We start from the raw sequence: 25,857 nt of genomic DNA, 5'->3' as shown, positions 1-25,857 counted from the left end.
GGATCTCCCTGGAGGCCGGCACCCGGGCGCATTGGGCGCACGATTCGAGTCGGCAGAGCCATAATACGCGCCGCCGCAAAAAGTTCCATTTTGGAACGTCGCGCTTACCGCTTGAACAGGCCCATGATGCTGGCCTTGGCCAGCGTCTTGAAATGCAGGTTGAAACCGATCTGCGCTGCCGGCGTGTCTTCCCTCACGCCCAGCACCTCATTGACCGCGAACACCGTGAACAGATAGCGGTGCGGGTGGTCTCCCTCGGGCGGGCACGGACCGCCATAACCGGCGAAACCGTAATCGGTACGCGTCTGCAAGGCACCCTTGGGCAGCGCGCCGCCGGGGCTGCCGGCACCGAGCGCGAGTTCGGTGACATCCGGCGGTATGTTCACCACCAGCCAATGCCAGAAGCCGGAGCCGGTCGGCGCATCGGGATCGTAGCAGGTCACAGCAAAGCTCTTGGTGCCGGCCGGGCCGGGAGACCATTTCAGATGCGGCGACTTGTTGCCGCCGTTGCAGCCGAAGCCGTGATCGGCCGAGCCCGCATGCGTGAGCGCCAAATAATCGCCGTCCTTGAAGCTACTGCTCGATACCGTAAACGTCATGGCCGCACTCCTCGCCTGCCGGTCTGAACGGGTTACAGTTTAGCCAATGAACGACGGCCGCGCCAACCGGCACGACGTATTCAGCGATGCGTGATCATCGTCCTGTCACGCAAATCTGCCTGCCTATCAACCATGGCCGGCTTCCATGCCCCGGGCAGATTGGCCTTGGCCAGTCCAGCGCCGTAGCATAAACACCGACCGACACGACCCAAGATCCGGACAGCCCCATGCTCGCCGACCTGCCGTTCAACTTGTTCGATGGCGCGGTTGTACTTTGCCTCATCGTTGCGACTCTGTCCGGCCTGCGCACCGGCCTGATGCGCAGCCTTGCAACCATCCTCGCTTATGCAGTCGCCGCACCGCTTGCAGTGGTGCTGATGCCCTACGTGCTGCCGCTGGTGAACGAGCGCTTCCAGTTCGGCCAGATGCAAACGCCGATCGTGTTGTTCGCGATCTTCCTGATCATCGGCCTCGTGCTGGCAGCGCTGTTGCGCGGTGCCGTCGGCGAAGTGACTGGACGCCATGTCGGCCTGTTCGATCGCACCGCCGGCGCTCTCCTCGGCGCAGTACGCATCATTCTTGTCGCCATCCTGATCGTGCTGGTGTTCGACCGGGTCATACCGGCGGACCGCGAACCGGCTTTCCTCGCCGGTTCCAAACTGCGCCCGATCTTGTCGCAGGCCGGTGCCCAAGGGCTGCGGCAATTACCGCCCCATGTGATCGAGTCCATCGACCGCATCAAACGCGAGCACGGCCTGTAGCCGCCGCTGGCTGCCTGTACAATTGCCCCGCGCGGACTTAAGTTCAGGCACAACACATAAATTGACCGCGAGGCTTCTCATGACCAACGTCACGTATGAAATCGTCGAACACGACGGCGGCTGGGCCTACAAGGTCGACGGCGTGTTTTCGGAGCCCTTTCCGACACATGCCGAGGCGCTCAAAGCCGCCAAGCGTGCCGCCGCCGAGCAAGTCGTGCCGGGCCACACCGAAGAAATCGAGTACGAAGACGAAAAGGGCAAGTGGCACACCGAGACGGCCAGCGGCAGCGACCGGCCAACGACCACGATCAAGGATACCAAGTAACCAGCGGCCTTCCGTCGCGGCGGGATGGCGCGGGTAATCCGCGTCAGGAGCGGCGACGATGCGACTGAAAACGGCTTCCTGAGGCGTTATTGCCAGAGCCCGTAACCGGCCCACTTCTCCTGCGGGATCTGGTCGCCCACGTGATAGGTGAATGACAGAACCTTGAGGTGGTCGTCATTGGTCTCGCACGTATAACTGAGCACATACCACTGGCCGTGACTGCGGAACGCACCGCCTTTGGCCTCCAGCGTGTTGCCAGCAATGACGACGTCGGCGGTCGCGTTTGCAACCGCGCGGTCAGGACGAAACTTGGCCATGTCCTTGCGGATGCGCGTCATGGCCGTGGCGTCGCATAGCTGCGCCATACGATCGGTCGGCATCAGGAGCTTGAGCGTGCGCTCGAGTTTGGCGTCGGCAAATGCGGCAGTCGGAGCGGCGAGCAGAATGAGTAAGGCAATCGCCAGCATCCGATGTCTCATTACCCCAACCCGCGTTCGATGATCGACCCCGACACCGCGTTTACTGGTCATGGCGGCGTGTGGCAACCCTTCAGCTTGCGGCGAAAGGACCTGTGGACGCGCAAATTCTCGCATGCACAACGAATGCAAAATCGTTCCAAATCAAACGTACTTTGCGTTGCGTTCGAGCAGTTCGATTGAAATGCCTTGCGGGCCGCGGATGAAGCAGATCTTGATGCCGGGCCGCGGCACATTGGGTTCCATGGTGAACTCGACACCTTTCGCCTTAAGGTCGGCGGCGACCCGGTCGACGTCGGTCACATGAAAACCGAAATGATCGAGCCCCTGACAGGGCGTCACGGGCGGCGGATTGACGGCGTCGCCCGCTTTCACGGGCGCGAGAAAGATCATGGCCCCACCGAGTCTGATATCGACGCGCGGTGCGCCTTGCTGCATCGAACGCAGGATCTCCGCGCCCAGCATCCGCTCGAACCATTGCGCCGTTGCCTCAACGTCGGGCGTGCGCAGATGGATGTGATCCCAGACGATGGTCGGCATGGCGTTCTCCCGATGCAGTTTTGCCGCAACCTAGACCGGATCGGTGGCCGCGTCATGGGCCGGCCGGCGCCGCTGCGGCGCTGGCGACTCTTGCCGACCGCCGGATTTTTCAGCAACATGACGCCATTCACGCGAATCACTATCCGTCCTTTGCTTTCGTACGCGGAAGCCCCAACTGGATTCTGACGATGCGCCATCGCCGCCCTGCGTGTCAGTCAACCCGCACGATCGGCCGCTTCATGCTGCTGGGTCTGGCCGCTGGCCTGCTCGGTGGCTGTGAAACGAACGGCGGGCCGTCGAATCCCGTTTCCGAGCTGGTCGCCTACAGCAGCGGCGCACAGGCCAGTGCGCACGGCGCGGAGCGGCCGGCTGCACCGAAAGTTGCTGAAAAGCCGAAGTCGCGCGCCCAGGCCGCGATGGACTGTTGGGCGATGGTCGAAAAGTCGCGGGCCGGCGCCAGCCTCGAGGCGCGCGCCGACTTCGTCAACAAGTGCATCGACGACAAGCTCAAGACGGCGGATGGCTCCGCCGCCAAGCCGGAAGCAAAACCGGATGCCAAACCGGCCGTCGCTGCGCCGAAGCCCCGTCAGCGCGCCGACGCCAAGCCGGCGTCCTAAGACGGCCGAGCAGCCGGCATTCCGGCGAACCTCGCCCTCCCCGCGACCACACCTTCGCCCAATTTTTCCCGCACCTTGGACGTGTCCGCGACAGGCACAATTCCCGGAGTCGGAGAGGAATTCAGTAAATGCGTCGCTCAACGAGCCCGGTTGGCCCGCTGATTGCCGTTGCGTTGTTGTGCGTGGCAGTTCCGGTTCGCGCCGAGGACATGGACCCGCACGGCCTGGCGCAAGTCGCCGCCTCGCCCCCGGCTGCCGAGACCACGGCTGAGCCGCTGCGCGGCTCGGTCGATGCATCGGCCTGGAGCTTCCTGGAGACGCAGGCCCCTACCATTCACAGCGAAGACCTGCCGCCGCCGGTCACGCCTGTATCCGGCCTCGATGGCGAAGCATCGGACAAGCCGTTAAGCGCGGAAGAGAGCGAGAGACTGGGCCAGGCGCTGCTGTTCGATCCGCGCAACGCGGATGCCAAGGCGCGCGCGTTGCGTGTGCGCAAAGCCGCTGCCTTGAAAACCCAAAGTCTCGAAGTGTCGCGCACGAAGCGTGCCGATGGCCTCAGCACGGTGATCTTCGACAAGCCGATTGCGCCGAACACCGGTGACTGGAAAGCCCGCGTTGGTGCAGACCTCGGGATGATGAGCGACACGGGCATCAGCACGTCGCCGGATAACCCGCTGCGCGTGCAACGCGACGCACGCAGCGCCAACGCGGCCTGGGCCTCGGTCGACGTTCACGAGATCGCCACTGTCGACGCCCGCGTGAGCCCGGCGAGCGAACAAGGCATGCTCGCAACCACGTTCAAACGCTCGCTGCCGATCGGCAGCAACCTCTCGATGACGCTGCAAAGCCGCACGTCGATGACCGAAACCTACGGCCGCGGCATGACGACGTCCGACATTCCGATGATGGCGCTGCCCGCGTCGGACGGCACGACGACACCGCGCGTCTGGGGGCAGGACAACTCCGCGAAGCTCAACATCATCGCGACCGGCACCACGCTTGGCGCCGGCGTATCGTCGAGCAGCACCGATACGGTGACGCACAACACGCTGAGCGCCGAGCAGAAACTTTACGGCCCGTTAAGCGTATCGACGGCTATCAACGATGTCGGCCAGACAGGCGAAAGCCGCTCGGTCCGCGCCCGCGCGAAATTTAACTGGTAACAAGCGCGCCCTGACCGCCGAAGTTCCACGCCGCCGTAATCCCGCCCGTTAGCAGCCCAATCACTGCCCGCTTCGCATGCGGCAATCGCGCGTTCTGAAACGCATCATAAGCGCGGTTGCGCCTGTACAGGAGTTGGTCATGACCACAACGAAACCCGAACGTTTCGCTGCCGACAAGTCGGCGGACAAAGCGGGGCCAGAACGCTTCGCACCGCCGCCGCGTGCACCGGAACGGCTCGGCGAAATCGACCAGGCGGCCGCGAACGCCTTTGAGGGCGAGATCCGCGAATTCGTTCGGCGCGACGTTGCGCGACGCCCGCGCGGCGAAACCGAGCCCGGCGGCGACGTTGTGGCCGACAATCTCGGCATGCTGATCCGCCGCGTCTCCAGCCAGTCGATGGACGAGATCGACCGCGTGATCCTGGAACTGCAGGGTGTGCGTGACATGCTGCGGCAGGAAGGCGACCGTGTCACCCGCGAGGTCGCCGGCTATGCCAGCCTCAACCATGCGGCCATGACGGCAATGCAAGTTATCGGCGACAGCCTCAAGCAGTGGCGCGGCGACCCGACCCGACCGCCGCAGGGCCATCGCCCGGCCAGCTGAGCCGGAGCGCGGGCTGTGGATTTTTCGGGATGGCGTCATCCTGAAACCTCCGCCCCGGGGCATTGCCGCGTTATTGTGCATGGGTCCGCGACTGACCGATTCGTCGCCAGCGGCTGTGCAGTCATGAATTCGCCGGCGATATGTCCTGCCGCGCCAATGCGGAGGCAGAGGTCCGTATCGGACACTCCTCCCGACAACTTGAACCCCGCCGTGGCGGGGTTCTTTTTGAGCCGATTGATCTAGGGCGCGCCGACAGACCGGCGCAGCGTTTAGCGGCTTTCGTCGAAACCCGCGGCGGTGCCGAACACGGCCGCATCGTCATCGAGATTGGCACGGCCAGTGAGATGGCCGGCGACGACAACCGCGCCCATCATCATCACGAAAAGGGTCGCGGCAACGAACATCAAGCCGATTTTTCCAAGTGCATTCCTATCGGCCACGGCCGCGTCTCCAGATCGAGTTTTTGAAGGTCCGCCGCAATAATTGCGGGCCGGTCTTATCGCTTAGTAAACACGGCCAAAGCATGGCGGTTCCGTGATGTAGATCACATCCGCACCGATTTTCAGAAAAATCCCGAGGTGGGTTAACGGCCTAGCCAGCCGCCGCCGTTTTCGCCGGCTTGGCGGTCTTGCGCGGCAAGGGGTAGTCCGCACTGTCATACAGCTGCCGGATGCCGTTGCCGTCGAAGCGCTTTTCCTCGACCTCGAGGTAGGCGCCGAGCAGGAGTTCCGGCGGCAACTCCTCAATGGCGAACCGGATGGCCTCAGCGGCGCTGGGGAAGCGTTTGTAGCCGATCGGTCGGCGGGACTTGCGGCTCCGGCTCGGAAACAGCTCGGACGGGGCCCGATAATTGATCATCGACATCGCCACAAACTCCTCGTTCGGTACTATGACCTCGAGCGAGGGGGAAATCCAGCTTTCGTCCTTCAAAACGGGCGCTTCCCGACCCTTTTGCCCATTACCGCGACATAAAATGGGCCGCCCCGCGCGACCGCAGGACGGCCCATTTGAATGGTCTGGGAACGGCCGGATGTCCGGCTCAGTCCACCACTTCCGCCACGACCTGGCTCGTAGCCGGATCGATCAGCAGCACGCGGTTGTTCACCACCATGTACTTGTAGGACTGGATCGCAGGCACCTCGACGGCGACCTCCTGCGGCACGGCGTAGAGCGTCGTGTTCTGCGGGATCCGCGTGCCGACGCGGTACTCAACCGTACCCGGCGCCGGAGCAACGCGCTCCCGCACGATGGTGCGATAGATGGTTTGCCGCTGGACCGGGGTCAGGTCCAGCCGCTCGGTGGTGGAGACGACAGCGCCGCTGGTGGCGGGCTGCGTCGTAATGACAGTGGTCTGCGCCGACGCCGCAGCGACGCCAGTCAGCAAGACGGCAGCCACGCCGCAGCCGCGCAGCAAGGTAACGCGCTTCATGGGTTCTACTCCTCGTTAAGCCAGAAGAACGCCGCGTAAGACAAAGCGTTCCTCTCGAAGCCGCCCGAACCCATCACAAATCGTCACCTCATAATTCTGCCGAAGCAAAATAAATATCGGCAAAAGCCTGAATCAAATGAATCGGTTAGCGCAGCACGTCATCGTCATCTCAATAGCGCGCCGCAAGTTTCGGATGCGAAGGCAATGCGCCTGCGTTACCAACATTGAGGCATTTGATTCGGGACTTGGACCCCAAGATGATCGTCGAATCCTTGTTCGGTTTGTCGCTTGTCCTGAGTTCACCCGCGACGATCAACGTCTCGCTGAATGGCCGCACCGATATGGCCATGGCGCCGGCGCCCCTGCCCGACATATCGATGCGTCAGAAGGAATCGACTTTGTTGCCGCTGGTGCGCCGCGCCACCCAATGCATCGTGCGCAAGGTGGCGTCCGACCCCCGCTATGACGGCAATGTCGGTCCAGCGACCATCAACGACCTGATCATCGACTCCATCCCGGCCTGCGCGAGGCCGGTGCGCGCGATGATCGATGCCCACGACCGGCTGTACGGTTCTGGTTCGGGCGAAGCCTTCCTGCTCGGACCTTATCTCGATGTGCTGCCGTCGGCGATCGGCACGCAGGCGAAAGTCAGGAAATAGACCGGCGCTCGGCGAAGGTCGTGCTGACGAAAGATATGACCGCGGCGCCATCCTGATTGACGCCGGTGGTCAGGATGGTCATCAGGCCGAACTCGGGGCGGCTGTTGGACACGCGCAGTTCGGTCACTTCCGATTTGTAGGTAATCGTCTCGCCGACATAAACGGGCCGCAGCCACTTCAGGTCACGCAGACCGAGCGCGGGTCCGCGCATGGGGATCGTTTCGCCACGCGCGCTCATGGCATCCTCAAGGGCGCGCTGCTGATCGATCATGACCCGCATCCAGGCCGCGGCGGTGTGCCAGCCGGACGCGCAAAGCGCGCCGAAATGCGACTGCGCCGCCGCCGCCTCGTCCATGTGAAAAAGCTGCGGGTCGAAACGGCGGGCGAAGGATTTGATTTCATCGGCCTTGAAGGTGTGACTGCCGGTCATCACCACGTCGCCGACACGGATATCGTCGAAATACTTCATGCCGACGCCCCGGCATCGCGGCGCCCCATCATCAACGTCGAGATCATGGTCGTCACCACCGCGTCACTATCGTCGATCATCTCGAACGTCATCTTGACCAGTCCCATGTCGGGCCGGCTTTTCGAGGCGCGTGCTTCCAGCACCCGGGTGCGGACGCGAAGATTGACGCCGGGGCGCAACGGCCTGAGCCAGCGCACCTCTTCGACGCCCGGGCTTCCCATCGACGTCGAATTGAGAACAAAGCCGTCGGCGATCATGCGCATCAGCAGCGCGCAGGAATGCCAACCCGAACCGCCGAGGCCGCCGAGCAGCGTGTTGGCGGCCGCCGCCTCGTCGAGATGCATCGGCTGCGGATCGAATTCGGCGGCGAAGGCGACGATCTCCTCGCGCGTCACATGGCGCGGGCCGTAGACGGCCTCATCGCCAACCTTGAAGTCTTCGAAGTGGAGTTTGTCGGTCATGGCGAATTTTATATGCCGTCAAAGGCGCCGATCAAGACGCCTGGCTCCGCTCAAGTCGCAAACCGGAAATGCATCACGTCGCCGTCATTGACGACGTATTCCTTGCCCTCGAGGCGCATCTTGCCGGCATCGCGCGCCCCGGCTTCACCGCTGAAGGCGATGTAGTCGTCATAGGCAATGGTTTCGGCGCGGATGAAGCCCTTTTCGAAGTCGGTATGAATGACGCCCGCCGCCGCCGGCGCTTTGGTGCCCTGCGTAATGGTCCAGGCGCGCGTTTCCTTCGGGCCGACCGTGAAGTAAGTGACGAGGTGCAACAACCCGTAGCCGGCCTGCACCAGGCGATCGAGACCGGTTTCCTTCAGGCCAACCGCTTCAAGATAATCGACGCGCTCGCTCTCGGGCAGCGTTGCAATTTCGGATTCGATCTTGGCCGAGATGACGACCGCCACCGCGCCCTCTTCCTTGGCACGGGCTTCGACCCGCTTGGAGAACTCATTGCCGGTTGCGGCATGGCCTTCATCGACATTGCAGGCATAGAGCACCGGCGCCGAGGTCAGGAGGCCAAGCGAGTGAAACAGCTTTTCCTCTTCCGGCTTGCGCTCGACGATGCGCGCCGGCTTGCCCTCGCGCAGCGGCACCAGGCAACGCTTGACCAGATCGAGCGTCTCCTTGGCTTCCTTGTCGTTGCCCTTGGCCTTCTTTTCCAGCGCATCGACGCGCTTCTCGAGGCTTTCCATATCGGCGAGCATTAACTCGGTTTCGATGATGTCGATATCGGCGATCGGATCGATCTTGCCTTCGACATGGGTGATGTCGTCGTCCTCGAAGCAGCGCACGACATGGACGATGGCATCGACCTCGCGGATGTTGGCGAGAAACTGGTTGCCGAGACCTTCACCCTTGGACGCGCCGCGCACCAGGCCGGCGATATCGACGAAGGTGATGCGGGTCGGCAAAATCTGCTGCGACTTGGCGATGGCAGCGAGTTTTTCCAGCCGCGGATCCGGCACGGCGATCTCACCGACATTCGGCTCGATGGTGCAGAACGGATAATTGGCGGCCTGCGCCGCCGCCGTCTGCGTCAGCGCGTTGAACAAGGTCGACTTGCCGACATTGGGCAGGCCGACGATACCGCATTTGAAACCCATGAGATCAATTCCACGTTGTCCTGAGCGTCACGAAGCGTCCGGCTGATCTTTCTCGTCGCCGAAGCCTTTGGCCGCCATGGTGAGATGAATCTTGTTCTGGAAGCTCGAATCCTTGCCCTCGACGAGGAGCGATACGTTGTCGGCGACGATATCGCACAGCGCTTCGACGCCGGGCCATTCGTCCTTGGCGAAATCCTGCAGCACATAGCGCTCGACGAGCTTCTTGTCGCCGGGATGACCGATGCCGAGACGGATGCGGCGGTAGTCGTTGCCGATATGCGCCGAGATGGAGCGCAGGCCGTTGTGACCGGCAATACCCCCGCCGGCTTTGACCCGCACCTTGAGCGGCGGCAGTTCGAGCTCGTCATGGAAGACGATCACATCGGCCATGGTGAGCTTGTAGAAGCCGAGCGCTTCCGACACCGCGCGGCCAGATTCGTTCATATAGGTGCCCGGCAACAGCAGCAGGACTTTCTTGCCGACGATCGTGCCTTCGACCGCAACGCCCTGAAAGCGCTTGCGCCACGGCGCGATGTTGTGACGGCGCGCGATCGCCTCCACCGCCATGAAGCCGACGTTGTGACGGTTGCCGGCGTATTTCGTGCCGGGATTGCCGAGGCCGACAAGGAGCAGCATGGCTTCGCCGCCTCCTCCGAGACCGGTTCAGGGAAGGTCGCTTGGTAAAATCCCGCCCCGGCTCGGGGCCGGGACGGGATCTTTCGCGACGACAGACAGCCGGAAAACGGCTGTCGCTTACTTCTTGGCCGGAGCGCCACCGGCCGGCGCGGCGCCAGCGGCGGGAGCGGCACCGGGAGCGGCAGCGCCGCCACCAGCGGGCGCAGCGGCGGGAGCGGCGGCGGCAGTGGCGGCAGCCGTTGCAGCAGCAGCCTGCTGCTTGAGTTCTTCGGCGTAGCCGGACGGCGGCACCACCGTGACCAGCGTGATGTCACCCTGGGCGAGCACCTTCACACCTTCCGGCAGCTTCACGTCGGACAGATGCTTCGAGTGGTTGATTTCGAGATCGCCGATATCGACGTCGATCGAGCGCGGAATGCGGTCGGCCGGGCACTCGAGGTTGACGGTGTGGGTCACGATGTTGACCGCGCCGCCGCGCTTCACGCCCGGGGCGGTTTCGCCGTTGAGCACATGCACCGCGACCTTGACGCGGATGGTGGCGCCTTCCGGCACGCGCAGGAAGTCGACGTGCATCGGCAGGTCCTTGATGGCGTCGAGCTGGTAGTCGCGCGGAATGACGCGATGCTTCTTGCCCTCGACATCGAGCTCGCAGAGCGTCGTGGTGAAACGGCCGGCGTAGATACGCTGCTTCAGCTCATCGTGATCGAGGAGCACGAGAAGGGGCTCTTGATTGTCGCCATAGATAACGCCCGGTACGCGACCGGAGAAACGTGCTGCCCGCGAGGCCCCCTTGCCTGCCTTCGGGCGCACCGTTGCCTTCAAAGTTTGCACGGTGGCCATAGTTTAAGTCCTTTATAGATCAATGGAAAAAGGCGGCACTTGCGGGCCGCCCCTGAACCGCGGCAAGCCTCCAGGGGTGCCGGGGGCCGCGTTCGGACGGGCTTATAGCGGCAGGGGACCAAAAGGGCAACCTGGGGTCGGAAGGCCCGGACGCGCGTCATCGCCCCTGTTCTTGAAGGCCCGGGGCGGCCTGCCTTCCTCTTTCTCTCCCTCGGACATGCCGAGGGGATGGAGCGCCGCGAGGCGCCCATTTGATTTCGCACCTTGCGGTGCGCTGTGCCCTCGATCGGAGGACACATGCGCCCCGCGGCGCTCCACCGCGGTGTCGTTACGGCGCACGGGCCGCGCTTTCGGCGGCTGATCCGCCTTTGTGGGCGGGTAGCACACACCGTCAGCGAGCTCCTCGCGGGGGTCCCTAGTGCCCCCGGGCGGAACTCCGGCGCCGCCCGAGCGACTGGGATGCGTTGTCCCAGGCCCGCGGGCACCGCGTCCTCTTCCCACTGCAACGACGCCTCATGACAGCGCCCCCGGCTGGAACAGGACGATGGTGTATATAGTCCTATTCCAGATCGCCGTCAAGAATAAAATCCTCCCTCATCCTGAGGAGCATCGCTGCAATAGCGCGTTTACGCGCGTCTTCGACGCGCTATGCGATGCGTCGCGAAGGATGGGACGGCCTCGTCCCTCCTTCGAGACGTTCCTGGGTTGCTTCAGGCCGCTTCAACGGCAGCTATTGCGTCCAGTTCGCCCATGGCCGCTTCCGGCAGCACAAGCTCGGCCGCGGCGAGGTTCTCCCGCAAATGCGCGACCGACGACGTCCCGGGGATCAGCAGGATGTTCGGCGACCGGCGCAGCAGCCAGGCCAGCGCCACCTGCATCGGCGTCGCCTTCAGGCGCGCGGCAACATCCGACAAGGTCGACGACTGCAACGGCGAGAAGCCGCCGAGCGGGAAAAACGGCACATAGGCCGTGCCGGCTTGCGCCAGTTCGTCGATCAAGGCGTCGTCGCTGCGGTGAGCAAGATTGTAGTGGTTCTGCACGCAAACGATGGGCGCGATCTTGCGGCCGTCGGCAACCTGCTTGGACGTGACGTTGCTCAGGCCGATATGGCGCACGAGCCCCTTCCGTTGCAACTCGGCCAAAGTCGTCAGCGGCGCCTCGAGCGAGCCCTCAGCGGGGCCGTGCACATCCAGCATGCTGCGCAAGTTGACGACGTCGAGCACCTCCAGGCCGAGGTTACGAAGATTGTCGTGGACCGCCCGGGTGAGTTCCTCAGGCGACATGGCCGGAAGCCATTCGCCCGCTGGACCGCGCCGGGCGCTGATCTTGGTGACGATGGTGAGGTCGGCCGGATAGGGGTGCAACGCCTCCCGGATGATCTGATTGGTGACGTGCGGACCGTAGAAATCGCTGGTGTCGATGTGGTTGACGCCCTGCGCGACCGCTTCGCGCAGAACCGCGAGCGCGGCATTACGATCTTTCGGCGGGCCGAATACGCCCGGACCGGCCAATTGCATGGCGCCGTAACCGAGGCGCCTGACGGTGCGATCGCCGAGGGTGAAGGTGGCCGAATTGTTGGGTGCAATCATGGGCAGCTCCTGTTTCTGGCTCTCAGATAACAGTCGCGCGGCTGCGCTATAACCGAGTACAATCTGTACAGGCTGTGCGGAATAGCGAACAATGAAAATCGATCTCACCGACCTAGATGCTTTCCTGACGGTGGCGCGGGCCAAAGGCTTCCGCGATGCCGCCCGGACCAGCGGCGGCAGCGCGTCGGGACTCAGCGAAGCGGTCCGGCGCCTCGAAACGCAGCTCGGCGTCAGACTGCTGAACCGGACCACCCGCAGCGTTTCTCCGACCGAAGCCGGCGAGCGGCTTCTGGAGCGGCTCGGCCCGGCGCTGAGCGAAGTCGAGGCCTCGATCGACGTCGTGAATGGCTTCCGCGATCGCCCCGCCGGCACGCTCAAACTCAACGTCCCGGTCAGCGCGGCGCGGCTGATCCTGCCATCAATTGTGCCGCCGTTCCTGGCCGCGTATCCGGACATCCGTCTGGACGTGACGGCAGAGGAGAGCTTCGTCGATGTGCTGGCAGCCGGCTGCGACGCCGGCATCCGTTACGGCGAGCGGTTGGAGCAGGACATGATCGCGGTGCCGATCGGGCCGCGTCACCAGCGCTTCGCCCTCGGCGCGTCAAAAGCCTATCTCGACAAGCGGGGCCGGCCGCAACACCCGCGCGACCTCCTCCAGCACAATTGTCTGCAAGGCCGGTTTCCCAGCGGGGCCACCATGAGTTGGGAATTCGAGCGTGATGGTGAGGTGGTGAAGGTCGACGTGACCGGACCGCTGATCGTCAGCATCGGCAGCGCCACCGATCTCATGGTCGACGCGGCAATTGCCGGAACCGGCATCGTGCCCTTGTTTGAAGACTGGCTGCGCCCGCACTTCGACAACGGCACGCTCGAACCGGTTCTCGAGGCGTGGTGGCAACGCTTTCCGGGGCCGTTTCTCTATTACCCGGGTCGACGCCTGCTGCCGGCTCCGCTGCGGGCCTTTGTCGACTTCATCAAGACGTCAGCCGTCGAGACCTAGGCTTCGGGCGCCGATGTCGGCGGCTCGGAGTCCTTGGTCTTCTTCGACGCTTTCGCGACTGTTTTGCCTTCCAAAGCCTCAATCCGAGCTTTCAGCGCCTCGTTTTCCTCGCGGGCGAGCCGGGCCATTTCCTTGACCGCCTCGAATTCCTCGCGCGACACCACTTCAAGCTCGCGCAACATCTTCTCGGCCTGGGCGCGGAACAAGGTGTCGAACTCGCGCCGCACGCCCTGCGCAACGCCGGCGGCGTCGTTCATCAGGCGCGCCATCTCGTCGAAAATCCGGTTGCTGGTCTGGGTCATTGTCATCTCCGCTGGGGATCTTGAGGTTTCCCCGGGACCTGTTGCCCCGCACAATGGCGCGCAGGTCATCGGCCTGCAAGAGGCGCCGTGCTAGGAACCTAGTGGAGCGGATTTGACGTTCGCCACCGGCTAGCCGCGAATCGACCAAGCGAACGTCAAATCCAAAGCTCCACTGGCAACAATAACTTGCTGGTGGTCCTTTGATTCTAACAGTCGCAAAAGTGCCTCCGCAGACGGGATGCGAATGTTAGAACCACTAGCGGGCGACTCGGGATATTTCTACCAAGGGCCATCATGCCGTTTTTTGTCATACCGTTTCCATATATCGATCCCGTCCTCGTCCATGTCGGGCCCTTCGCCATTCGTTGGTATGCGCTGGCCTATATCGTCGGCATCGTCGCCGGCTGGATCTATTCGCGACACCTGATCCGCACCGAACGGCTGTGGGGCGGCCCGGCGCCGCTGAAAATGATCGACTTCGACGACTTCGTCCTCTGGGTGACACTCGGTATCATCCTCGGTGGCCGCATCGGCTATGTGCTGTTCTACAACCTGCCGCATTTTACCGCGCATCCGCTCGAGATCTTCCAGCTCTGGAATGGCGGCATGTCGTTCCACGGCGGCTTTACCGGCTGCGTGGTCGCGGTCGTACTGTTCGCCCGCGCGCGCGGCATTCCAACCTTGACGCTCGGCGACCTAACCTGCGCCGCGGCGCCGATCGGCATTCTGCTCGGCCGCATCGCCAACTTCATCAACGGCGAATTGTGGGGCCGCCCGACCGATGTGCCCTGGGCCATGATCTTCCCGAATGGCGGGCCGCTGCCGCGGCATCCGAGCCAGATCTATGAGGCGGGGCTTGAAGGTCTCGCCATGTTCATCTTCCTGGCTGTGATGATCCGCTTCGGTGCGCTGAAGAAGCCAGGCCTGATTATCGGCAGCTTCGCCTGCTTCTATGCCGTGGCGCGCACTATCTGCGAATTCTTCCGCGAGCCTGATGCGCAGCTCGGCTTCCTGTGGGGCGGCGCCACGATGGGACAATTGCTGTCGATCCCCTTGTTCCTCGCCGGCCTGTGCTTCATCGTCTACGCCGTGAAGCACCCTCTCCGCCCCAAGACGACCTGACGGTCCATGAACGACGCCCCGCACGCGCCGACGCCCCTCGAAGCCGAAATCCGCCGGCGCATCGAAGCGGCCGGGCCGATGCCGGTGTCGGAATATATGGCGCTGTGCCTGAGCCATCCGCAGCACGGCTATTACGTGACGCGCGACCCGCTCGGCGCCCGCGGCGATTTCATCACCGCGCCGGAAGTCAGCCAGATGTTCGGCGAACTGATCGGCATCTGGATGTCGGCGGTGTGGAAGCAGATGGGCTCGCCGGCGCGCGTGCGCGTTATCGAACTCGGACCCGGCCGCGGCACGCTGATGAAGGACGCGATGCGGGCCGCGCAGGTGGTGCCGGCCTTCCGCGCCGCCGTGGCGATCGACCTGGTCGAGATCAGCCCGGTGTTGCGCGAGCAGCAGAAGCAGACGCTGGCGCCGACCAAGATCGAGACGCATTGGTACGCATCGATCCGCGACGTGCCGGACGGACCGGCCATCATCATCGCCAATGAATTCTTCGACGCCATTCCGATCTCGCAGGCGGTGCGTACCGAAGACGGCTGGCACGAGCGCTGTGTCGGCATCGGCGAGGACGGCCGCTTTGCCTTTGTGCTCGCCCCCGAGCCGATGAAGCACATCGGCGTGCTGCTGCCGCAAGCGGCACGCGAGGCACCGGTCGACTCCATCGTCGAATGGCGCGCCGACAACACCGCAATCGATCTCGGCCGCCGTGTCGCGCAAGACAGCGCCGCGCTGGTCATCGACTACGGCCATTCGCAAACCGATTTCGGCGATACGCTGCAGGCCGTCGGCAAGCATGCTTATGCCGATCCGCTGCGCGAGCCGGGTGAGGTCGATCTCACCGCGCATGTCGATTTCGAACCGCTGACGCGCGCCATCGAACTGATGGGCGCCAGGGGCTACGGCCCGATCACGCAATCGCGGCTCTTACGCGGCCTCGGCATCGAAACGCGGGCCATGACGCTCAAGGCCAAGGCGACGCGGGCTCAGGCCGCGGACGTCGATCTGGCGCTTGCGCGCCTCGTCGGCATCGGTCGCACCGGCATGGGCGATCTGTTCAAGGCCGCGGCCTATGTCGCGCCGACGCTGCCGCCGCCACCGGCCTTCGAGCCGTGATCACACACCGCGATGAACGATAGCGGTCATCGCCACGAGCAATCGCACCAAACGGGTCATGATGGCGGCTGCCATGTGGCAGAACGATTGCATCGCCTTCGCCGCAAATTTTATCGGCAAGACCTATCTTCCTCTAATTCCAGAGCTTCCTCGCGGGCCGTAAATGCGACACATTCGGCCATAACGAATATTTGACGGGGCCGATCGCGTCCCACATCGTTCGCGTTCACGGGGGACATTCGCGCCGATGCTGCAAGCCGCTTCGATTGCCGCCCTGCCCGGCATCCGCCACGCATTCTTCACCCGCAATGGCGGCGTGTCGCAAGGTGTCTATGACAGCCTGAATGGCGGCGTCGGCTCAAACGATACGCCGGAGCATGTCGCGGAAAATCGCGCCCGCATGGCGCTGGCGCTCGGCGTCAAGCCGGAACGTTTCCTGACGGCCTATCAGATCCACTCGCCGGACGTCGTCGTGGTCGACGAACCGTGGAGTGCGGACAACCGGCCGCGCGTCGACGCGCTGGTGACGCGAGTGCCGGATCTGGCGATCGGCGTTTCGACCGCCGACTGCGGCCCGCTCCTGTTCGCCGACAGCAATGCGCGCGTCATCGGCGCCGCTCACGCCGGCTGGCGCGGCGCTTTCACCGGCATCATCGAGTCGACCATCGCCGCGATGGAGAAGCTCGGCGCCGCGCGCGACAATATCGCGGTCGCGCTCGGGCCGACCATCCGTCAGGCCAATTACGAAGTCGGACCCGAATTCGTCGCGCGCTTCCTCGCCGCCGACATCGACAACACGAGGTTCTTCACGGAGACCGAGCGCGAAGGCCATGCCTTGTTCGATCTCACCGGCTATATCGCCTCGCGCGTCGAACAAGCCGGCATCACCGATTTCGAAGATCTCGGGCTGTGTACCTATGCCGAGGCCGATCGTTTTTTCAGCTTTCGCCGCACGACCCACCTCGGCGAACCGGATTACGGCCGTCACATCAACGCCATCGCCCTGCACGACTAGCAGCCGCACCCCGTTAATCATCTCATTAACGATCGATTAACCACGCTGGACATGAGCCGATCAGCCACTAAACTCGCCGCCGGCCGGGGGGAATGGTCGGCCAGGTTCAGGGGGTTTGATGCCGTTGCGTCGCTTTTGGCAGCGCCACTTCTGTTCGCGTCACGTGGGGGGCGTGTCGCGGACGATCCATAAAGGGAGTGTGCGCCGGTCCTTGGTTGCGCGCGTCGTCCTGATCGGTTGGCTTGCCAGCGGCGTTGCCGCTTGCAAGCAGGACGGTCCGGCCAATCTCGCCTTGCAACAGCCGCGCGGCGCCTCTGTCGCTTTTGATACCATCGACGGCCTGCCGCGCCCGCAATTCCAGACTTTGGTCGAGAGGCTCAACGACGAAGCGCAATCGCGCCGGCTCGCGGTTGTGTCGCGCGAGGGCACTTCGGCCTACCGCGTGCGCGGCGCGCTGACGGCCACAGTCAACCGCGGCCAGACCACGATCGCCTGGACCTGGGATGTCTTCGACGGTGCCGAGCAGCGCGTGCTGCAGATCAAGGGCGAAGAAACCGGCACCACACCGACACGCAAGACCGAAGAGGCCTGGAAGGTCGCCGACGACGCCATGCTCAGGCGCATCGCCCAGACGAGCATGGACAAACTCTCGGCCTTTCTGACCTCGCCGGACGTGACGCCGAATGCGGCGGCCGCGCCGGCCATGGCCTTCGACAGCAGCTCGCCGGAGGCCGCCGGCATCTACCGCATCCAGCAGAGCAATGCCGATCCAGTGCCGGCCGCCCCTGCCGTCGCCAAAGACGCGGAAACGCCGCTGCCGCAGAAGCGGCCGGCCGCCACACATGCCGCGCGGCAGATGCCCGCGGCAACGCTGGCAATGGCGGAAACCGGGCTGTAGGCCCCGTTTCGGGGGTGCCCAAGGCCGGAGCATTGCGGCCGCCCCTGCCCGGAAAAGGCGCGGGACAAAGGACTTAACGCGTATTGCCCGCCCCTCCCCGCCTTGTTATGACCTGCGCGCCCCAAGCGTGAAATTTCGTCGCACCCCGAGACTCCGGACCCGAGACTTTCGGACCTTGAGACTTCGGACCCCGAGCCCGGGCCTGCAGCGAAAGCAGCGCTGTCGAAACTCCAACGGGGCGTGCGCGATGTAACGAGGACGCGGGATGTCGGGTAAGAACGGTGCGATCAAACTGGTCGCCGGTAACTCCAATCCCAGCCTCGCCGCCGCCATCGGCGACTATCTGGACACCGCGCTGACCAAGGCTGTGGTCCGCCGCTTCGCCGACGGCGAGGTGTTCGTCGAGATTCAGGAAAACGTGCGCGGCGCCGACGTATTCGTCATTCAGTCGACCTCGGCGCCGGCCAACGACCACCTGATGGAATTGCTGATCATCATCGACGCGCTACGCCGCTCCTCGGCGCGCCGCATCACGGCGGTGGTCCCCTATTTCGGCTACGCCCGGCAGGACCGCAAACCCGGGCCGCGCACGCCGATCTCGGCCAAGCTGGTCGCCAACCTGATTACCCATGCCGGCGCCGACCGCGTCATGACGCTCGACCTGCATGCCGGGCAGATTCAGGGCTTCTTCGACATCCCGACCGACAATCTCTACGCCTCGCCGGTGATGGTGCGCGACATCAAGGACAAGTTCGAACTCGAGAACGTCATGGTGGTGTCGCCGGACGTCGGCGGCGTGGTGCGCGCGCGCGGCCTCGCCAAGCGCATCAACGCGCCGCTCGCCATCATCGACAAGCGCCGTGAGCGCGCCGGCGAGTCCGAAGTCATGAACGTGATCGGCGAGGTTGCCGGCCACACCTGTATTCTGATCGACGACATCGTCGATTCCGGCGGCACGCTGGTGAACGCCGCCGACGCGCTGCTCAAGAGCGGCGCCAAGGACGTCTACGCCTACATCACGCACGGCGTGCTGTCCGGCGGCGCGGTGGCGCGCGTGTCGAAGTCGAAGCTCAAGGAACTGGTGATCACCGACTCCATCCAGGAGACGGACGCCGTGAAGGCCGCGCCGAACATCCGCGTGCTGCCGATCGCGCATCTCATTGGCGAAGCGATCGCCCGCACCGCGCATGAAGAGTCGGTGTCGAGCCTGTTCGAAGATCTGCCGCCGAAAGAGTGACGCGGCGCCGCCGCGGCAAGCCCCTCCAGAGCCAGGGCCCCGCCGATCATGGACTCGCTGTCGCAAGCCGCACTCGGAGCCGCCATCGGCGTTGCCGTCATGGGACGGCGGACCAAACCGTGGAAGGCAGCGCTGGTCGGAGCATTGGCCGGCACTTTGCCCGACCTCGACTCCTTCTATGACCATGGCGACCCGATCAGCAACATGGTCTTCCATCGGGCGAAAAGCCACGCGCTGTTCTGGCAGACGCTGGCTTCGCTGCCGATCGCCGCACTGACCACCGCCGCGTTGCACGACTGGCGCCACTTCAAGCCGTGGTGGCTGACGATCTGGCTGGCGCTGGTCACCCACGCTTTGCTCGACTGGACGACTGTCTATGGCACACAGCTCGGTCTGCCTTTCACCGACACGCCGTTCGGGCTCGGCAGCATGTTCATCATCGACCCGGCCTACACCGTGCCGCTCCTGATCGGCATCGGCGTCGCGTTGTCTTTGCGCAATACGCGCGGCTGGCGCTGGAACGTCGCCGGCCTCGTTATCAGCACCGCCTATCTGGGCTGGAGCGCGCTGGCGCAGCATCACACGACAAATGTCGCCGAAGAAAACCTGCGCGCGCAGGGCCATCAGGTCGAACGGTTGCTGGTGACGCCGGCGCCGCTCACCACGGTCCTGTGGCGTATCGTGGCGATCACCCCGCAAGGCTATCTCGAGGGCTATTACTCGCTGCTCGACCGCGACCGCACCATTGCCTTCGACAATTTCCCGCGCGGCACCGACCTTTACGCGCAACTGCGCGGCAATCCCTATGTCGAGACGATCGCGCGCTTCAGCCGTGGCTTTTTCAAGATGAGCGAGCGTGACGGCCGCGCCGTCATTACCGATCTGCGCATGGGAATGGAGCCGCGCTACACCTTCAACTTCGATGTTGCGTTACGCCAGAGCCCGACCTTCGCGCCGCTTGTGCCGCCGACCCGGCATTCCGACCGGCTCGATGCGCAAAGCGGCCTGCCCTGGCTGTGGCGCCGTGCGCTCGGCGAAAAACTGCCGCCACCGCGCTGAAGACTCCGGGTGGATGAGAACAAAACGGAATCAAATTCGGCGCGCGGATTCCTCCCCGCAGTTATCCACGAAAGAGTCATCACAGCGCAGCATTCGTTGTGGAGAGTCGACTCATGCGCCGTTGCTTCGCTGACGCAAATCACGGCTCATAGTGATTACACGCTGCCTCTAGCGGCCTGAATCGAGTGAGTTATAGTCAAGTGGCTCAGTGATTCGGTTTCGCCGTCAAGGCAGTCCGGTTCCCCGCGTATCACGATTAACGGTTTCAGTTCGGGCCTGTCAGGTCCGGAAGCCTGCTGTGCTGTGCGTATTGGAAGTGCCTACTGGCAAGCGGAGACGCCATGTCCCTCTCGACCCACATTGACGACGTCCGCCATAATCCGCTCGACGTGGTCGAGCGTCTCGCGACCGGCCACGACTGGTCATTCGAGCGCGCCAGCGAAGACGAGATCACCATCCTGGTGACCGGCCGCTGGGCCGAGTATCAACTCTCCTACACGTGGATGCTCGATATCGAGGCGCTGCATCTGGCCTGCGCCTTCGACCTCAAGGTGCCGGAGCGCCGCCGCGCCGAAGTGCGGGCGCTGGTCGCACTGATCAACGAGCGGCTCTGGGTCGGCCATTTCGACAACTGGGTCGAAGAAGGCCTGGTCATGTTCCGCCACGCGCTGCAGTTACCGGCCGGCATCGAACCGTCGGGCTCGCAGTGCGAGAAGCTGCTCGGCACCGCGCTCGACACCTGCGAGCGCTACTTCACCGCCTTCCAGTTCGTGGTCTGGGCCGGCAAGAGCGCCAAGGAAGCGCTCGAAGCCGCGATGTTCGAGACCGCGGGCGAGGCGTAATCCGTCATTCCGGGGCGCCGTGAAACGGCGAGCGCGGAATTCATAATCACAAACCGGGGATATGGATTCCGGGCCCGCGCCTTTCGGCGCGTCCCGGAATGACAACGTATTGTTTGCCGCTATAGTCGCGGCATGAAAAAGCCCGCCAAAAAGTCTTCCAAGAAACCCGCCACCAAACCCCTCGCCAGCTTCACCGGTCCGCTGGTGCTGCTCGGCGCCGGCAAGATGGGCCAGGCCATGCTCGACGGCTGGCTGGGACGCGGGCTCAAGGCGCAGAAGGTCATCGCGCTCGATCCCAACCCGTCGAAGGACATCAAGGCGACCGCCAAGCGCGGCGTGAAGGTCAATCCGAAAGCCGGGCCGCGCGCAAAGGCCGATGCACAAGCGATCGTCGTCGCGGTGAAGCCGCAAATGGCGCCCGACGCGGTGCCGCCGCTTGGGCTCTATGTCGGCAAATCGACTCTGGTGGTTTCGATCATGGCCGGGCGCACCATTGCGTTCCTCGAAAAGGCACTGCCACCCGGCACCGCCATTGTGCGGGCCATGCCGAATACGCCGGCCGCCGTCGGCCGCGGCATCAGCGTTGCGGTGGCGAACAAGCAGGTCACGACCAAGCAGCGCAAGCTCGCCAGCGATCTTCTGTCCGCCATCGGCAAGGTCGAGTGGGTCGGCGACGAAGGGCTGATCGATGCCGTAACCGCCGTATCCGGTTCCGGCCCGGCTTATGTCTTCCTGCTGGTCGAGGCGATGACCAAGGCCGGCATCGCCGCCGGCCTGCCGCCGGAGCTGGCCTATCGGCTGGCGCGCGAGACGGTCGCCGGCTCCGGCGAATTGCTGCACCAGTCGACGCTCGACGCCGCCACTTTGCGAAAGAACGTGACCTCGCCCGGCGGTACCACCGCTGCGGCGCTGAATGTGCTGATGGGTCCGGCCGGCTTCGACAAATTGCTGGGCGAAGCCATCGCCGCCGCGACAAAAAGGTCGCAAGAACTGGCGGGGTGATCGGCCTGCCCAGACGCGGCGCAGCCTGAACCGTCGAGACGCCGATCCGGGACACGGCGTGCCCTCAAACCGTCGCCTTTGCCGCCCTACACTGCCTCCCGACACAGCGAGGGAGCACGGCCATGGTCTACCGAACCCGCAGGCGCTCGACCGAACGCAAGGCTTTTGTGCCGCCGCCACCGCGCGGCACTTCCGACCGCGACAAGGCGAAAGACGCGCTGGTCGCGCTGCTGATGCAGCATTCCTACGAGGAGATCGGGCTGGCCGAGGTTGCCGGCCGCGCCGGGCTGAAGCTCTCGGCGCTGCGCGCCGAATTCGGCTCGACGCTGTCGATCTGGGCCGCGCACATCAAGGACATCGACAAGACCGTGCTGTCGGCCGACACCGCCGACATGGCGGAAGAGCCGTATCGCGAGCGGCTGTTCGACGTGTTGATGCGGCGCATCGAGGCGATGACGCCATACCGCGAAGCGGTGCGTTCGATGATGCATTCGGCGCGGCGCAATCCGCCGCTGGCGCTGGCGCTCAATGCGCTGGCGGTGCGCTCGCAGGTGTGGATGCTGGAAGCCGCCGACATTTCGGCGTCCGGGCCGCGCGGCGCATTGCGCGCGCAAGGCGCCGCCGTATTGTTCGCGCGCACGGTGCAAGCCTGGCTCGACGCCGACGACGAAGAAGCAAGCGATAAAGCCATGGCCACGCTCGACAAGGGCCTCATCAGCGCCGAGCGTTGGGACGGCTTCATGCGCGATCTGTGCGCCCTGCCGAAATGCATTCTGCGCGGGCCACGGCCACGGCGGCGTCGTCCGGTCGATGAAGGCGCAGCGGAAGCCAGTGCGGCCTAGTCCTCCGTCATTCCGGGGCGCGTGCGCAGCGGCGAACCCGGAATGACGGCTTCACACCGGCACCTTCACAATCGCGCGCAGGCCGCCGAGCGGTGAATCGGCGAGCGTAATGTCGCCGCCATGCGAGCGCGCGATGTCGCGGGCAATCGCAAGACCCAGCCCGGTGCCGCCTTCGTCCTGGTTGCGCGCATCGTCGAGCCGCAGGAACGGCTTGAACACTTCCTCGCGCTGATCGGCCGGGATGCCGGGGCCGTCGTCATCCACCGTCACGGTGAGATAGCGGTGATCGCGATGGCCGGTAATGGCGATCGCATTGGCATAACGCGCCGCGTTCGACACCAGATTGCCGAGGCAGCGCTTGAACGCCGCCGGCCGCACCGTGACCACCGGCGCGCCGTGGAAGACGACGGTGGTGCGGTGACCGTTGCGTTCGGCGTCGTCCTTCAACTCATCGAGGAATCCGGCCATATCGGTCGGCGCCGCGACCTCGCCCAAATCGCCGCGCGCGAAAGCGAGATAGGCCTCGAGCATGCGCGCCATCTCGTCGACGTCTTTCTTCATGGCGTCGATTTCCGGGCTGTCGTCGAGCAAGGCCAGTTCGAGCTTGAAGCGGGTCAGGATGGTGCGCAGGTCGTGGCTGACACCGGCGAGCATCGCGGTGCGCTGCTCCATGGTGCGTTCGACGCGCGCCTTCATCTCGATAAAGGCGTTGGCCGCGCGCCGCACCTCGCGCGCACCGCGCGGCCGGAAGTTCGGCACGTCGCGGCCCTTGCCGAAACTTTCGGCGGCGTCGGCGAGCTTGAGAATCGGCTTGATCTGGTTGCGCAGGAAGGCGATGGCGACTCCGAGCAGGACCACCGACGTGCCGACCATCCAGATCAGGAAGATCTCGGAGTTCGAAACATAGGCCGCGTTGCGCCGCGCGAACACGCGCATGACGGTGTTGTCGAGCTGCACGCGAATTTCGACCTGCGACGACTTGCCGACGGTGTCGATCCAGAACGGCCGCGCGATCTGCTTGCGCAACTCCTCCGATAAAGCCTGATCGACCAGCGAGAAGAACGGCTTGGGCCGCGGCGGCGGCATCTCGCTGATGGGGAGAAAATCGACGACGAGGCCGAGCCGCTGCTGCGCGATGCGGCGCAGCTGCGTCTGGTCGGCGTCCTGAGGATAGGTCTTATAAATCTCGGCCAGCGCCGCGATGTCGGAGACGACGCCGGCGGACAGGCGCTGCGTCACCACGTTCCAGTGCCGTTCCATGAAGACGAAGGCGATGACCGACTGCAGGATCACCATCGGCAGAATGATGATGAGCAGCGCGCGGGCGAACAGGCCCTTCGGCATGACGCTGTTGAGCCAGCGCGACAGGCGCCGCCAGCCGTCGGCAATCTTTTCGAGCTGGGCGTGAATGCGGCGGATCGGCGGGATCGAATCGTACCAGACCCAGGCGGCGCGCAGGCGCGCGACGGCGCTACCAATGACATGGCGCACGTTGTCGCCGATGTCGAGCGATGTCATGTGGCGCTCACCAACCGGTAGCCGATGCCGCGCACGGTCTGCACAAACAGCGGATTGGCCGGGTTCTTCTCGATCTTGCGGCGCAGGCGGTTGACCTGCACGTCGACGGCGCGCTCCGAGACCTGATCGCCATTGCCGGCGAGCGCCATGCGCGACACGGTCTCGCCCGGCGTGGCAGCGAGAATGCGCAGCATCTCGCGTTCGCGATCGGTCAGGCGGATAACCTCGTCGCCGCGCCGGAGTTCGCCACGCGCCAGATGATAAACGAAGGGACCGAAGCGCACGGATTCGACCGGTGGCGGCGCCGGCGGCTGGGCGCGCTTGAGAATGTTGGCAATGCGCAGCGACAGTTCGCGCGGCTCGAACGGCTTGGACAGGTAATCGTCGGCCCCCAGGCTCAGGCCTTCGATACGGCTTTCGGCGGCATCGCGCGCGGTCAGCATCAGGATCGGCACGTCGGAGGTGCCGCGCAGCGACTTGGCGAATTCAAAGCCGGTCTCGCCCGGCATCATCACGTCGAGAATGATGAGATCGAAGGACAGTCCGGCGAGCTTGGCCCGCGCATCGGCGGCGTTGTCGGCCGTCGTGACCCGGAAACCTTCGCCGGCAAGAAATCGCGACAGCAGATCGCGGATGCGGCGGTCGTCATCGACCACCAGCAAATGCGGGGCGTCGTCGGGGAGCTGAATGACCCGGTTGATCATTGATCCACTTTACCTCGTCGTTCCGGGGGGCGCGTCAGCGTGACCCCGGAATCTAGCCAGCACCTCAAGACCGTCCCTCTGGAGTCCGGCCCGCGGCTTCGCCGCGTCCGAGATCCAATGAGATCAGCCCCGCTTCACACGGTCGGCGCGCGCAATGAGACGAAGCACCTCCTCGCGGTTATCGTTATCGATCATCGCGGTCAAAAAACGGCGCGCTGCGTCGTGGGCGCCGGTACCAAGTTCACCAAAAGCACGCTCGATACGCTCCGTCTGCAACTGCGCCAGTTTGAGCGACAGCGCCTCGCCCTTGGCCGTGACGTACAGCAGACGTTGGCGGCGATCGTGCTCGCCTTCCTTCTGCACCACATAGCCCTGATCGACGAGCTGCTTGAGCACGCGGCCGAGCGACTGCTTGGTGATGTTGAGGATGTCGAGCAGGTCGGCCACCTTCATGCCGGGGTGACGGTTGACGAAATGCAGCACGCGGTGATGCGCGCGGCCGAAGGCGAACTTGGCCAGCACCTCGTCGGGATCGCCGACGAAATCGCGATAAGCGAAGAACAGAAGCTCGATGATGTCCCAGATCGGGCCCGCGCCCTGGCCTGCCTTGGCCTGGCCGGCCTCGGCCGGGCCCGGTTGGCCCGGGGAATCTTTAGCGCCACTATTTATGTCAGCCATGTTGACATATTTTGGTTTTATGTTACAAAAACCTCGTCCAGGACGAAACGATCGTTCCTGGTGATACGTGAGAGCCGAGCCGGCGCGACCTCAAGGCCCCGCCGGCGGACGTGAAATCAGTCATACCGGGTGTTGCCGGGTGACGCAAAGTGTTGGAATAAGCCCGGAAAATCCGCCAGACCGGCGGCCGCCGCACGGCGCGTTCC

General features: G+C 64.3%; 32 protein-coding genes. 16 read left to right on the top strand and 16 right to left on the bottom strand.

What is annotated here, in order from left to right:
- Positions 1-104: 104 nt before the first annotated feature.
- Positions 105-599 carry a YbhB/YbcL family Raf kinase inhibitor-like protein gene (locus tag DXH78_RS09780; protein ID WP_115516852.1) on the bottom strand — a complete coding sequence of 165 codons (495 nt, stop codon included), beginning with the start codon at positions 597-599 and terminating at the stop codon, positions 105-107.
- A gap of 227 nt (positions 600-826) precedes the next feature.
- On the opposite strand from DXH78_RS09780, the gene DXH78_RS09775 reads away from it, so the two are divergent.
- Positions 827-1,360, top strand: coding sequence for a CvpA family protein (locus tag DXH78_RS09775; protein ID WP_115516851.1), 534 nt, complete (start codon positions 827-829; stop codon positions 1,358-1,360).
- Positions 1,361-1,439: 79 nt separating this feature from the next.
- Positions 1,440-1,685 (top strand): DUF2188 domain-containing protein, encoded by a 246-nt coding sequence (locus DXH78_RS09770; protein WP_115516850.1) that lies wholly within the window; start codon positions 1,440-1,442, stop codon positions 1,683-1,685.
- A gap of 86 nt (positions 1,686-1,771) precedes the next feature.
- Here DXH78_RS09770 and DXH78_RS09765 read toward each other — a convergent pair whose 3' ends face one another.
- Complete coding sequence (locus DXH78_RS09765) at positions 1,772-2,152, bottom strand: DUF930 domain-containing protein (protein ID WP_210209531.1); 381 nt, start codon at positions 2,150-2,152, stop codon at positions 1,772-1,774.
- Between the two features lie 153 nt (positions 2,153-2,305).
- Positions 2,306-2,701, bottom strand: a complete 396-nt coding sequence (locus DXH78_RS09760) for a VOC family protein (RefSeq protein ID WP_115516848.1) — start codon at positions 2,699-2,701, stop codon at positions 2,306-2,308.
- Between the two features lie 188 nt (positions 2,702-2,889).
- Here DXH78_RS09760 and DXH78_RS09755 point away from each other — a divergent pair, with 188 nt between their 5' ends.
- The 3 genes from DXH78_RS09755 to DXH78_RS09745 all read left to right on the top strand — a co-directional run bounded on the left by DXH78_RS09755 (position 2,890) and on the right by DXH78_RS09745 (position 5,085).
- Entirely contained in the window at positions 2,890-3,318 is a 429-nt protein-coding gene (locus DXH78_RS09755; RefSeq protein ID WP_115516847.1) for a hypothetical protein, read from the top strand.
- Positions 3,319-3,446: 128 nt separating this feature from the next.
- Positions 3,447-4,481 carry a hypothetical protein gene (locus DXH78_RS09750; protein ID WP_115516846.1) on the top strand — a complete coding sequence of 345 codons (1,035 nt, stop codon included), beginning with the start codon at positions 3,447-3,449 and terminating at the stop codon, positions 4,479-4,481.
- 139 nt (positions 4,482-4,620) lie between these two features.
- Complete coding sequence (locus DXH78_RS09745; RefSeq protein WP_115516845.1) at positions 4,621-5,085, top strand: hypothetical protein; 465 nt, start codon at positions 4,621-4,623, stop codon at positions 5,083-5,085.
- A gap of 269 nt (positions 5,086-5,354) precedes the next feature.
- Here DXH78_RS09745 and DXH78_RS19850 read toward each other — a convergent pair whose 3' ends face one another.
- The 3 genes from DXH78_RS19850 to DXH78_RS09735 all read right to left on the bottom strand — a co-directional run bounded on the left by DXH78_RS19850 (position 5,355) and on the right by DXH78_RS09735 (position 6,514).
- A complete protein-coding gene (locus tag DXH78_RS19850; protein ID WP_168192760.1) occupies positions 5,355-5,525 on the bottom strand; it encodes a hypothetical protein in 171 nt (56 codons plus the stop codon).
- Positions 5,526-5,676: 151 nt separating this feature from the next.
- Entirely contained in the window at positions 5,677-5,949 is a 273-nt protein-coding gene (locus tag DXH78_RS09740) for a hypothetical protein (RefSeq protein WP_115516844.1), read from the bottom strand.
- Between the two features lie 175 nt (positions 5,950-6,124).
- Positions 6,125-6,514 carry a DUF1236 domain-containing protein gene (locus DXH78_RS09735; RefSeq protein WP_115516843.1) on the bottom strand — a complete coding sequence of 130 codons (390 nt, stop codon included), beginning with the start codon at positions 6,512-6,514 and terminating at the stop codon, positions 6,125-6,127.
- Positions 6,515-6,771: 257 nt separating this feature from the next.
- On the opposite strand from DXH78_RS09735, the gene DXH78_RS09730 reads away from it, so the two are divergent.
- Positions 6,772-7,173 (top strand): hypothetical protein, encoded by a 402-nt coding sequence (locus DXH78_RS09730; RefSeq protein WP_115516842.1) that lies wholly within the window; start codon positions 6,772-6,774, stop codon positions 7,171-7,173.
- Here the strand turns inward: DXH78_RS09730 and DXH78_RS09725 are convergent.
- The 6 genes from DXH78_RS09725 to DXH78_RS09700 form a co-directional block, all read right to left on the bottom strand.
- Positions 7,163-7,642 (bottom strand): MaoC family dehydratase, encoded by a 480-nt coding sequence (locus tag DXH78_RS09725; RefSeq protein WP_115516841.1) that lies wholly within the window; start codon positions 7,640-7,642, stop codon positions 7,163-7,165. The two genes, DXH78_RS09730 and DXH78_RS09725, sit on opposite strands and share 11 nt — an antisense overlap.
- The gene (locus DXH78_RS09720; protein WP_115516840.1) at positions 7,639-8,103 is read right to left on the bottom strand and encodes a MaoC family dehydratase; all 465 of its coding nucleotides are present in this window, start codon (positions 8,101-8,103) and stop codon (positions 7,639-7,641) included. The genes DXH78_RS09725 and DXH78_RS09720 overlap by 4 nt, the downstream gene beginning before the upstream one ends.
- Before the next feature lie 50 nt (positions 8,104-8,153).
- Positions 8,154-9,251, bottom strand: a complete 1,098-nt coding sequence (gene ychF, locus DXH78_RS09715) for a redox-regulated ATPase YchF (protein WP_115516839.1) — start codon at positions 9,249-9,251, stop codon at positions 8,154-8,156.
- A gap of 27 nt (positions 9,252-9,278) precedes the next feature.
- Positions 9,279-9,887 carry an aminoacyl-tRNA hydrolase gene (gene pth, locus DXH78_RS09710; RefSeq protein ID WP_115516838.1) on the bottom strand — a complete coding sequence of 203 codons (609 nt, stop codon included), beginning with the start codon at positions 9,885-9,887 and terminating at the stop codon, positions 9,279-9,281.
- Positions 9,888-10,004: 117 nt separating this feature from the next.
- The gene (locus DXH78_RS09705) at positions 10,005-10,727 is read right to left on the bottom strand and encodes a 50S ribosomal protein L25/general stress protein Ctc (RefSeq protein WP_115516837.1); all 723 of its coding nucleotides are present in this window, start codon (positions 10,725-10,727) and stop codon (positions 10,005-10,007) included.
- Between the two features lie 710 nt (positions 10,728-11,437).
- Positions 11,438-12,316 (bottom strand): aldo/keto reductase family oxidoreductase, encoded by an 879-nt coding sequence (locus DXH78_RS09700; protein WP_115516836.1) that lies wholly within the window; start codon positions 12,314-12,316, stop codon positions 11,438-11,440.
- A gap of 91 nt (positions 12,317-12,407) precedes the next feature.
- On the opposite strand from DXH78_RS09700, the gene DXH78_RS09695 reads away from it, so the two are divergent.
- Complete coding sequence (locus DXH78_RS09695; RefSeq protein WP_115516835.1) at positions 12,408-13,316, top strand: LysR family transcriptional regulator; 909 nt, start codon at positions 12,408-12,410, stop codon at positions 13,314-13,316.
- On the opposite strand, the gene DXH78_RS09690 is transcribed toward DXH78_RS09695, so the two are convergent.
- On the bottom strand, positions 13,313-13,618 hold the full coding sequence (locus DXH78_RS09690) for an accessory factor UbiK family protein (protein ID WP_115516834.1): 306 nt from the start codon (positions 13,616-13,618) through the stop codon (positions 13,313-13,315). The two genes, DXH78_RS09695 and DXH78_RS09690, sit on opposite strands and share 4 nt — an antisense overlap.
- Positions 13,619-13,912: 294 nt before the next feature.
- On the opposite strand from DXH78_RS09690, the gene lgt reads away from it, so the two are divergent.
- From lgt to DXH78_RS09645, 9 genes are all read left to right on the top strand, one after another.
- Entirely contained in the window at positions 13,913-14,740 is an 828-nt protein-coding gene (gene lgt, locus DXH78_RS09685) for a prolipoprotein diacylglyceryl transferase (protein ID WP_115516833.1), read from the top strand.
- 6 nt (positions 14,741-14,746) lie between these two features.
- On the top strand, positions 14,747-15,856 hold the full coding sequence (locus DXH78_RS09680; RefSeq protein ID WP_115516832.1) for a class I SAM-dependent methyltransferase: 1,110 nt from the start codon (positions 14,747-14,749) through the stop codon (positions 15,854-15,856).
- A gap of 247 nt (positions 15,857-16,103) precedes the next feature.
- Positions 16,104-16,871: a peptidoglycan editing factor PgeF gene (gene pgeF, locus DXH78_RS09675; protein WP_115516831.1), complete on the top strand. Its 768-nt coding sequence runs from the start codon at positions 16,104-16,106 to the stop codon at positions 16,869-16,871.
- Positions 16,872-17,082: 211 nt separating this feature from the next.
- The gene (locus DXH78_RS09670; protein WP_115516830.1) at positions 17,083-17,769 is read left to right on the top strand and encodes a hypothetical protein; all 687 of its coding nucleotides are present in this window, start codon (positions 17,083-17,085) and stop codon (positions 17,767-17,769) included.
- Positions 17,770-18,034: 265 nt separating this feature from the next.
- Entirely contained in the window at positions 18,035-19,006 is a 972-nt protein-coding gene (locus DXH78_RS09665; RefSeq protein ID WP_115516829.1) for a ribose-phosphate pyrophosphokinase, read from the top strand.
- Positions 19,007-19,054: 48 nt separating this feature from the next.
- A complete protein-coding gene (locus DXH78_RS09660) occupies positions 19,055-20,065 on the top strand; it encodes a metal-dependent hydrolase (RefSeq protein WP_115516828.1) in 1,011 nt (336 codons plus the stop codon).
- 341 nt (positions 20,066-20,406) lie between these two features.
- Positions 20,407-20,907 carry a type III secretion system chaperone family protein gene (locus DXH78_RS09655; protein WP_115516827.1) on the top strand — a complete coding sequence of 167 codons (501 nt, stop codon included), beginning with the start codon at positions 20,407-20,409 and terminating at the stop codon, positions 20,905-20,907.
- Positions 20,908-21,039: 132 nt separating this feature from the next.
- Positions 21,040-21,909, top strand: coding sequence for a pyrroline-5-carboxylate reductase (gene proC, locus DXH78_RS09650; protein WP_115516826.1), 870 nt, complete (start codon positions 21,040-21,042; stop codon positions 21,907-21,909).
- A gap of 122 nt (positions 21,910-22,031) precedes the next feature.
- Entirely contained in the window at positions 22,032-22,751 is a 720-nt protein-coding gene (locus DXH78_RS09645; RefSeq protein WP_115516825.1) for a TetR/AcrR family transcriptional regulator, read from the top strand.
- A 51-nt stretch (positions 22,752-22,802) separates the two neighbouring features.
- Here the strand turns inward: DXH78_RS09645 and DXH78_RS09640 are convergent, their stop codons facing one another.
- From DXH78_RS09640 to DXH78_RS09630, 3 genes are all read right to left on the bottom strand, one after another.
- On the bottom strand, positions 22,803-24,269 hold the full coding sequence (locus DXH78_RS09640; protein ID WP_245416785.1) for an ATP-binding protein: 1,467 nt from the start codon (positions 24,267-24,269) through the stop codon (positions 22,803-22,805).
- Positions 24,266-24,973: a response regulator gene (locus tag DXH78_RS09635; protein ID WP_115516824.1), complete on the bottom strand. Its 708-nt coding sequence runs from the start codon at positions 24,971-24,973 to the stop codon at positions 24,266-24,268. The genes DXH78_RS09640 and DXH78_RS09635 overlap by 4 nt, the downstream gene beginning before the upstream one ends.
- 123 nt (positions 24,974-25,096) lie before the next feature.
- Complete coding sequence (locus DXH78_RS09630; protein ID WP_115516823.1) at positions 25,097-25,651, bottom strand: MarR family winged helix-turn-helix transcriptional regulator; 555 nt, start codon at positions 25,649-25,651, stop codon at positions 25,097-25,099.
- Between the last annotated feature and the right edge of the window lie 206 nt (positions 25,652-25,857).

The organism is Undibacter mobilis, from assembly GCF_003367195.1.
In the GTDB taxonomy this organism is placed as follows: Bacteria; Pseudomonadota; Alphaproteobacteria; order Rhizobiales; family Xanthobacteraceae; genus Pseudolabrys; species Pseudolabrys mobilis.
This window is presented reverse-complemented; position numbering and strand designations above follow the sequence as displayed.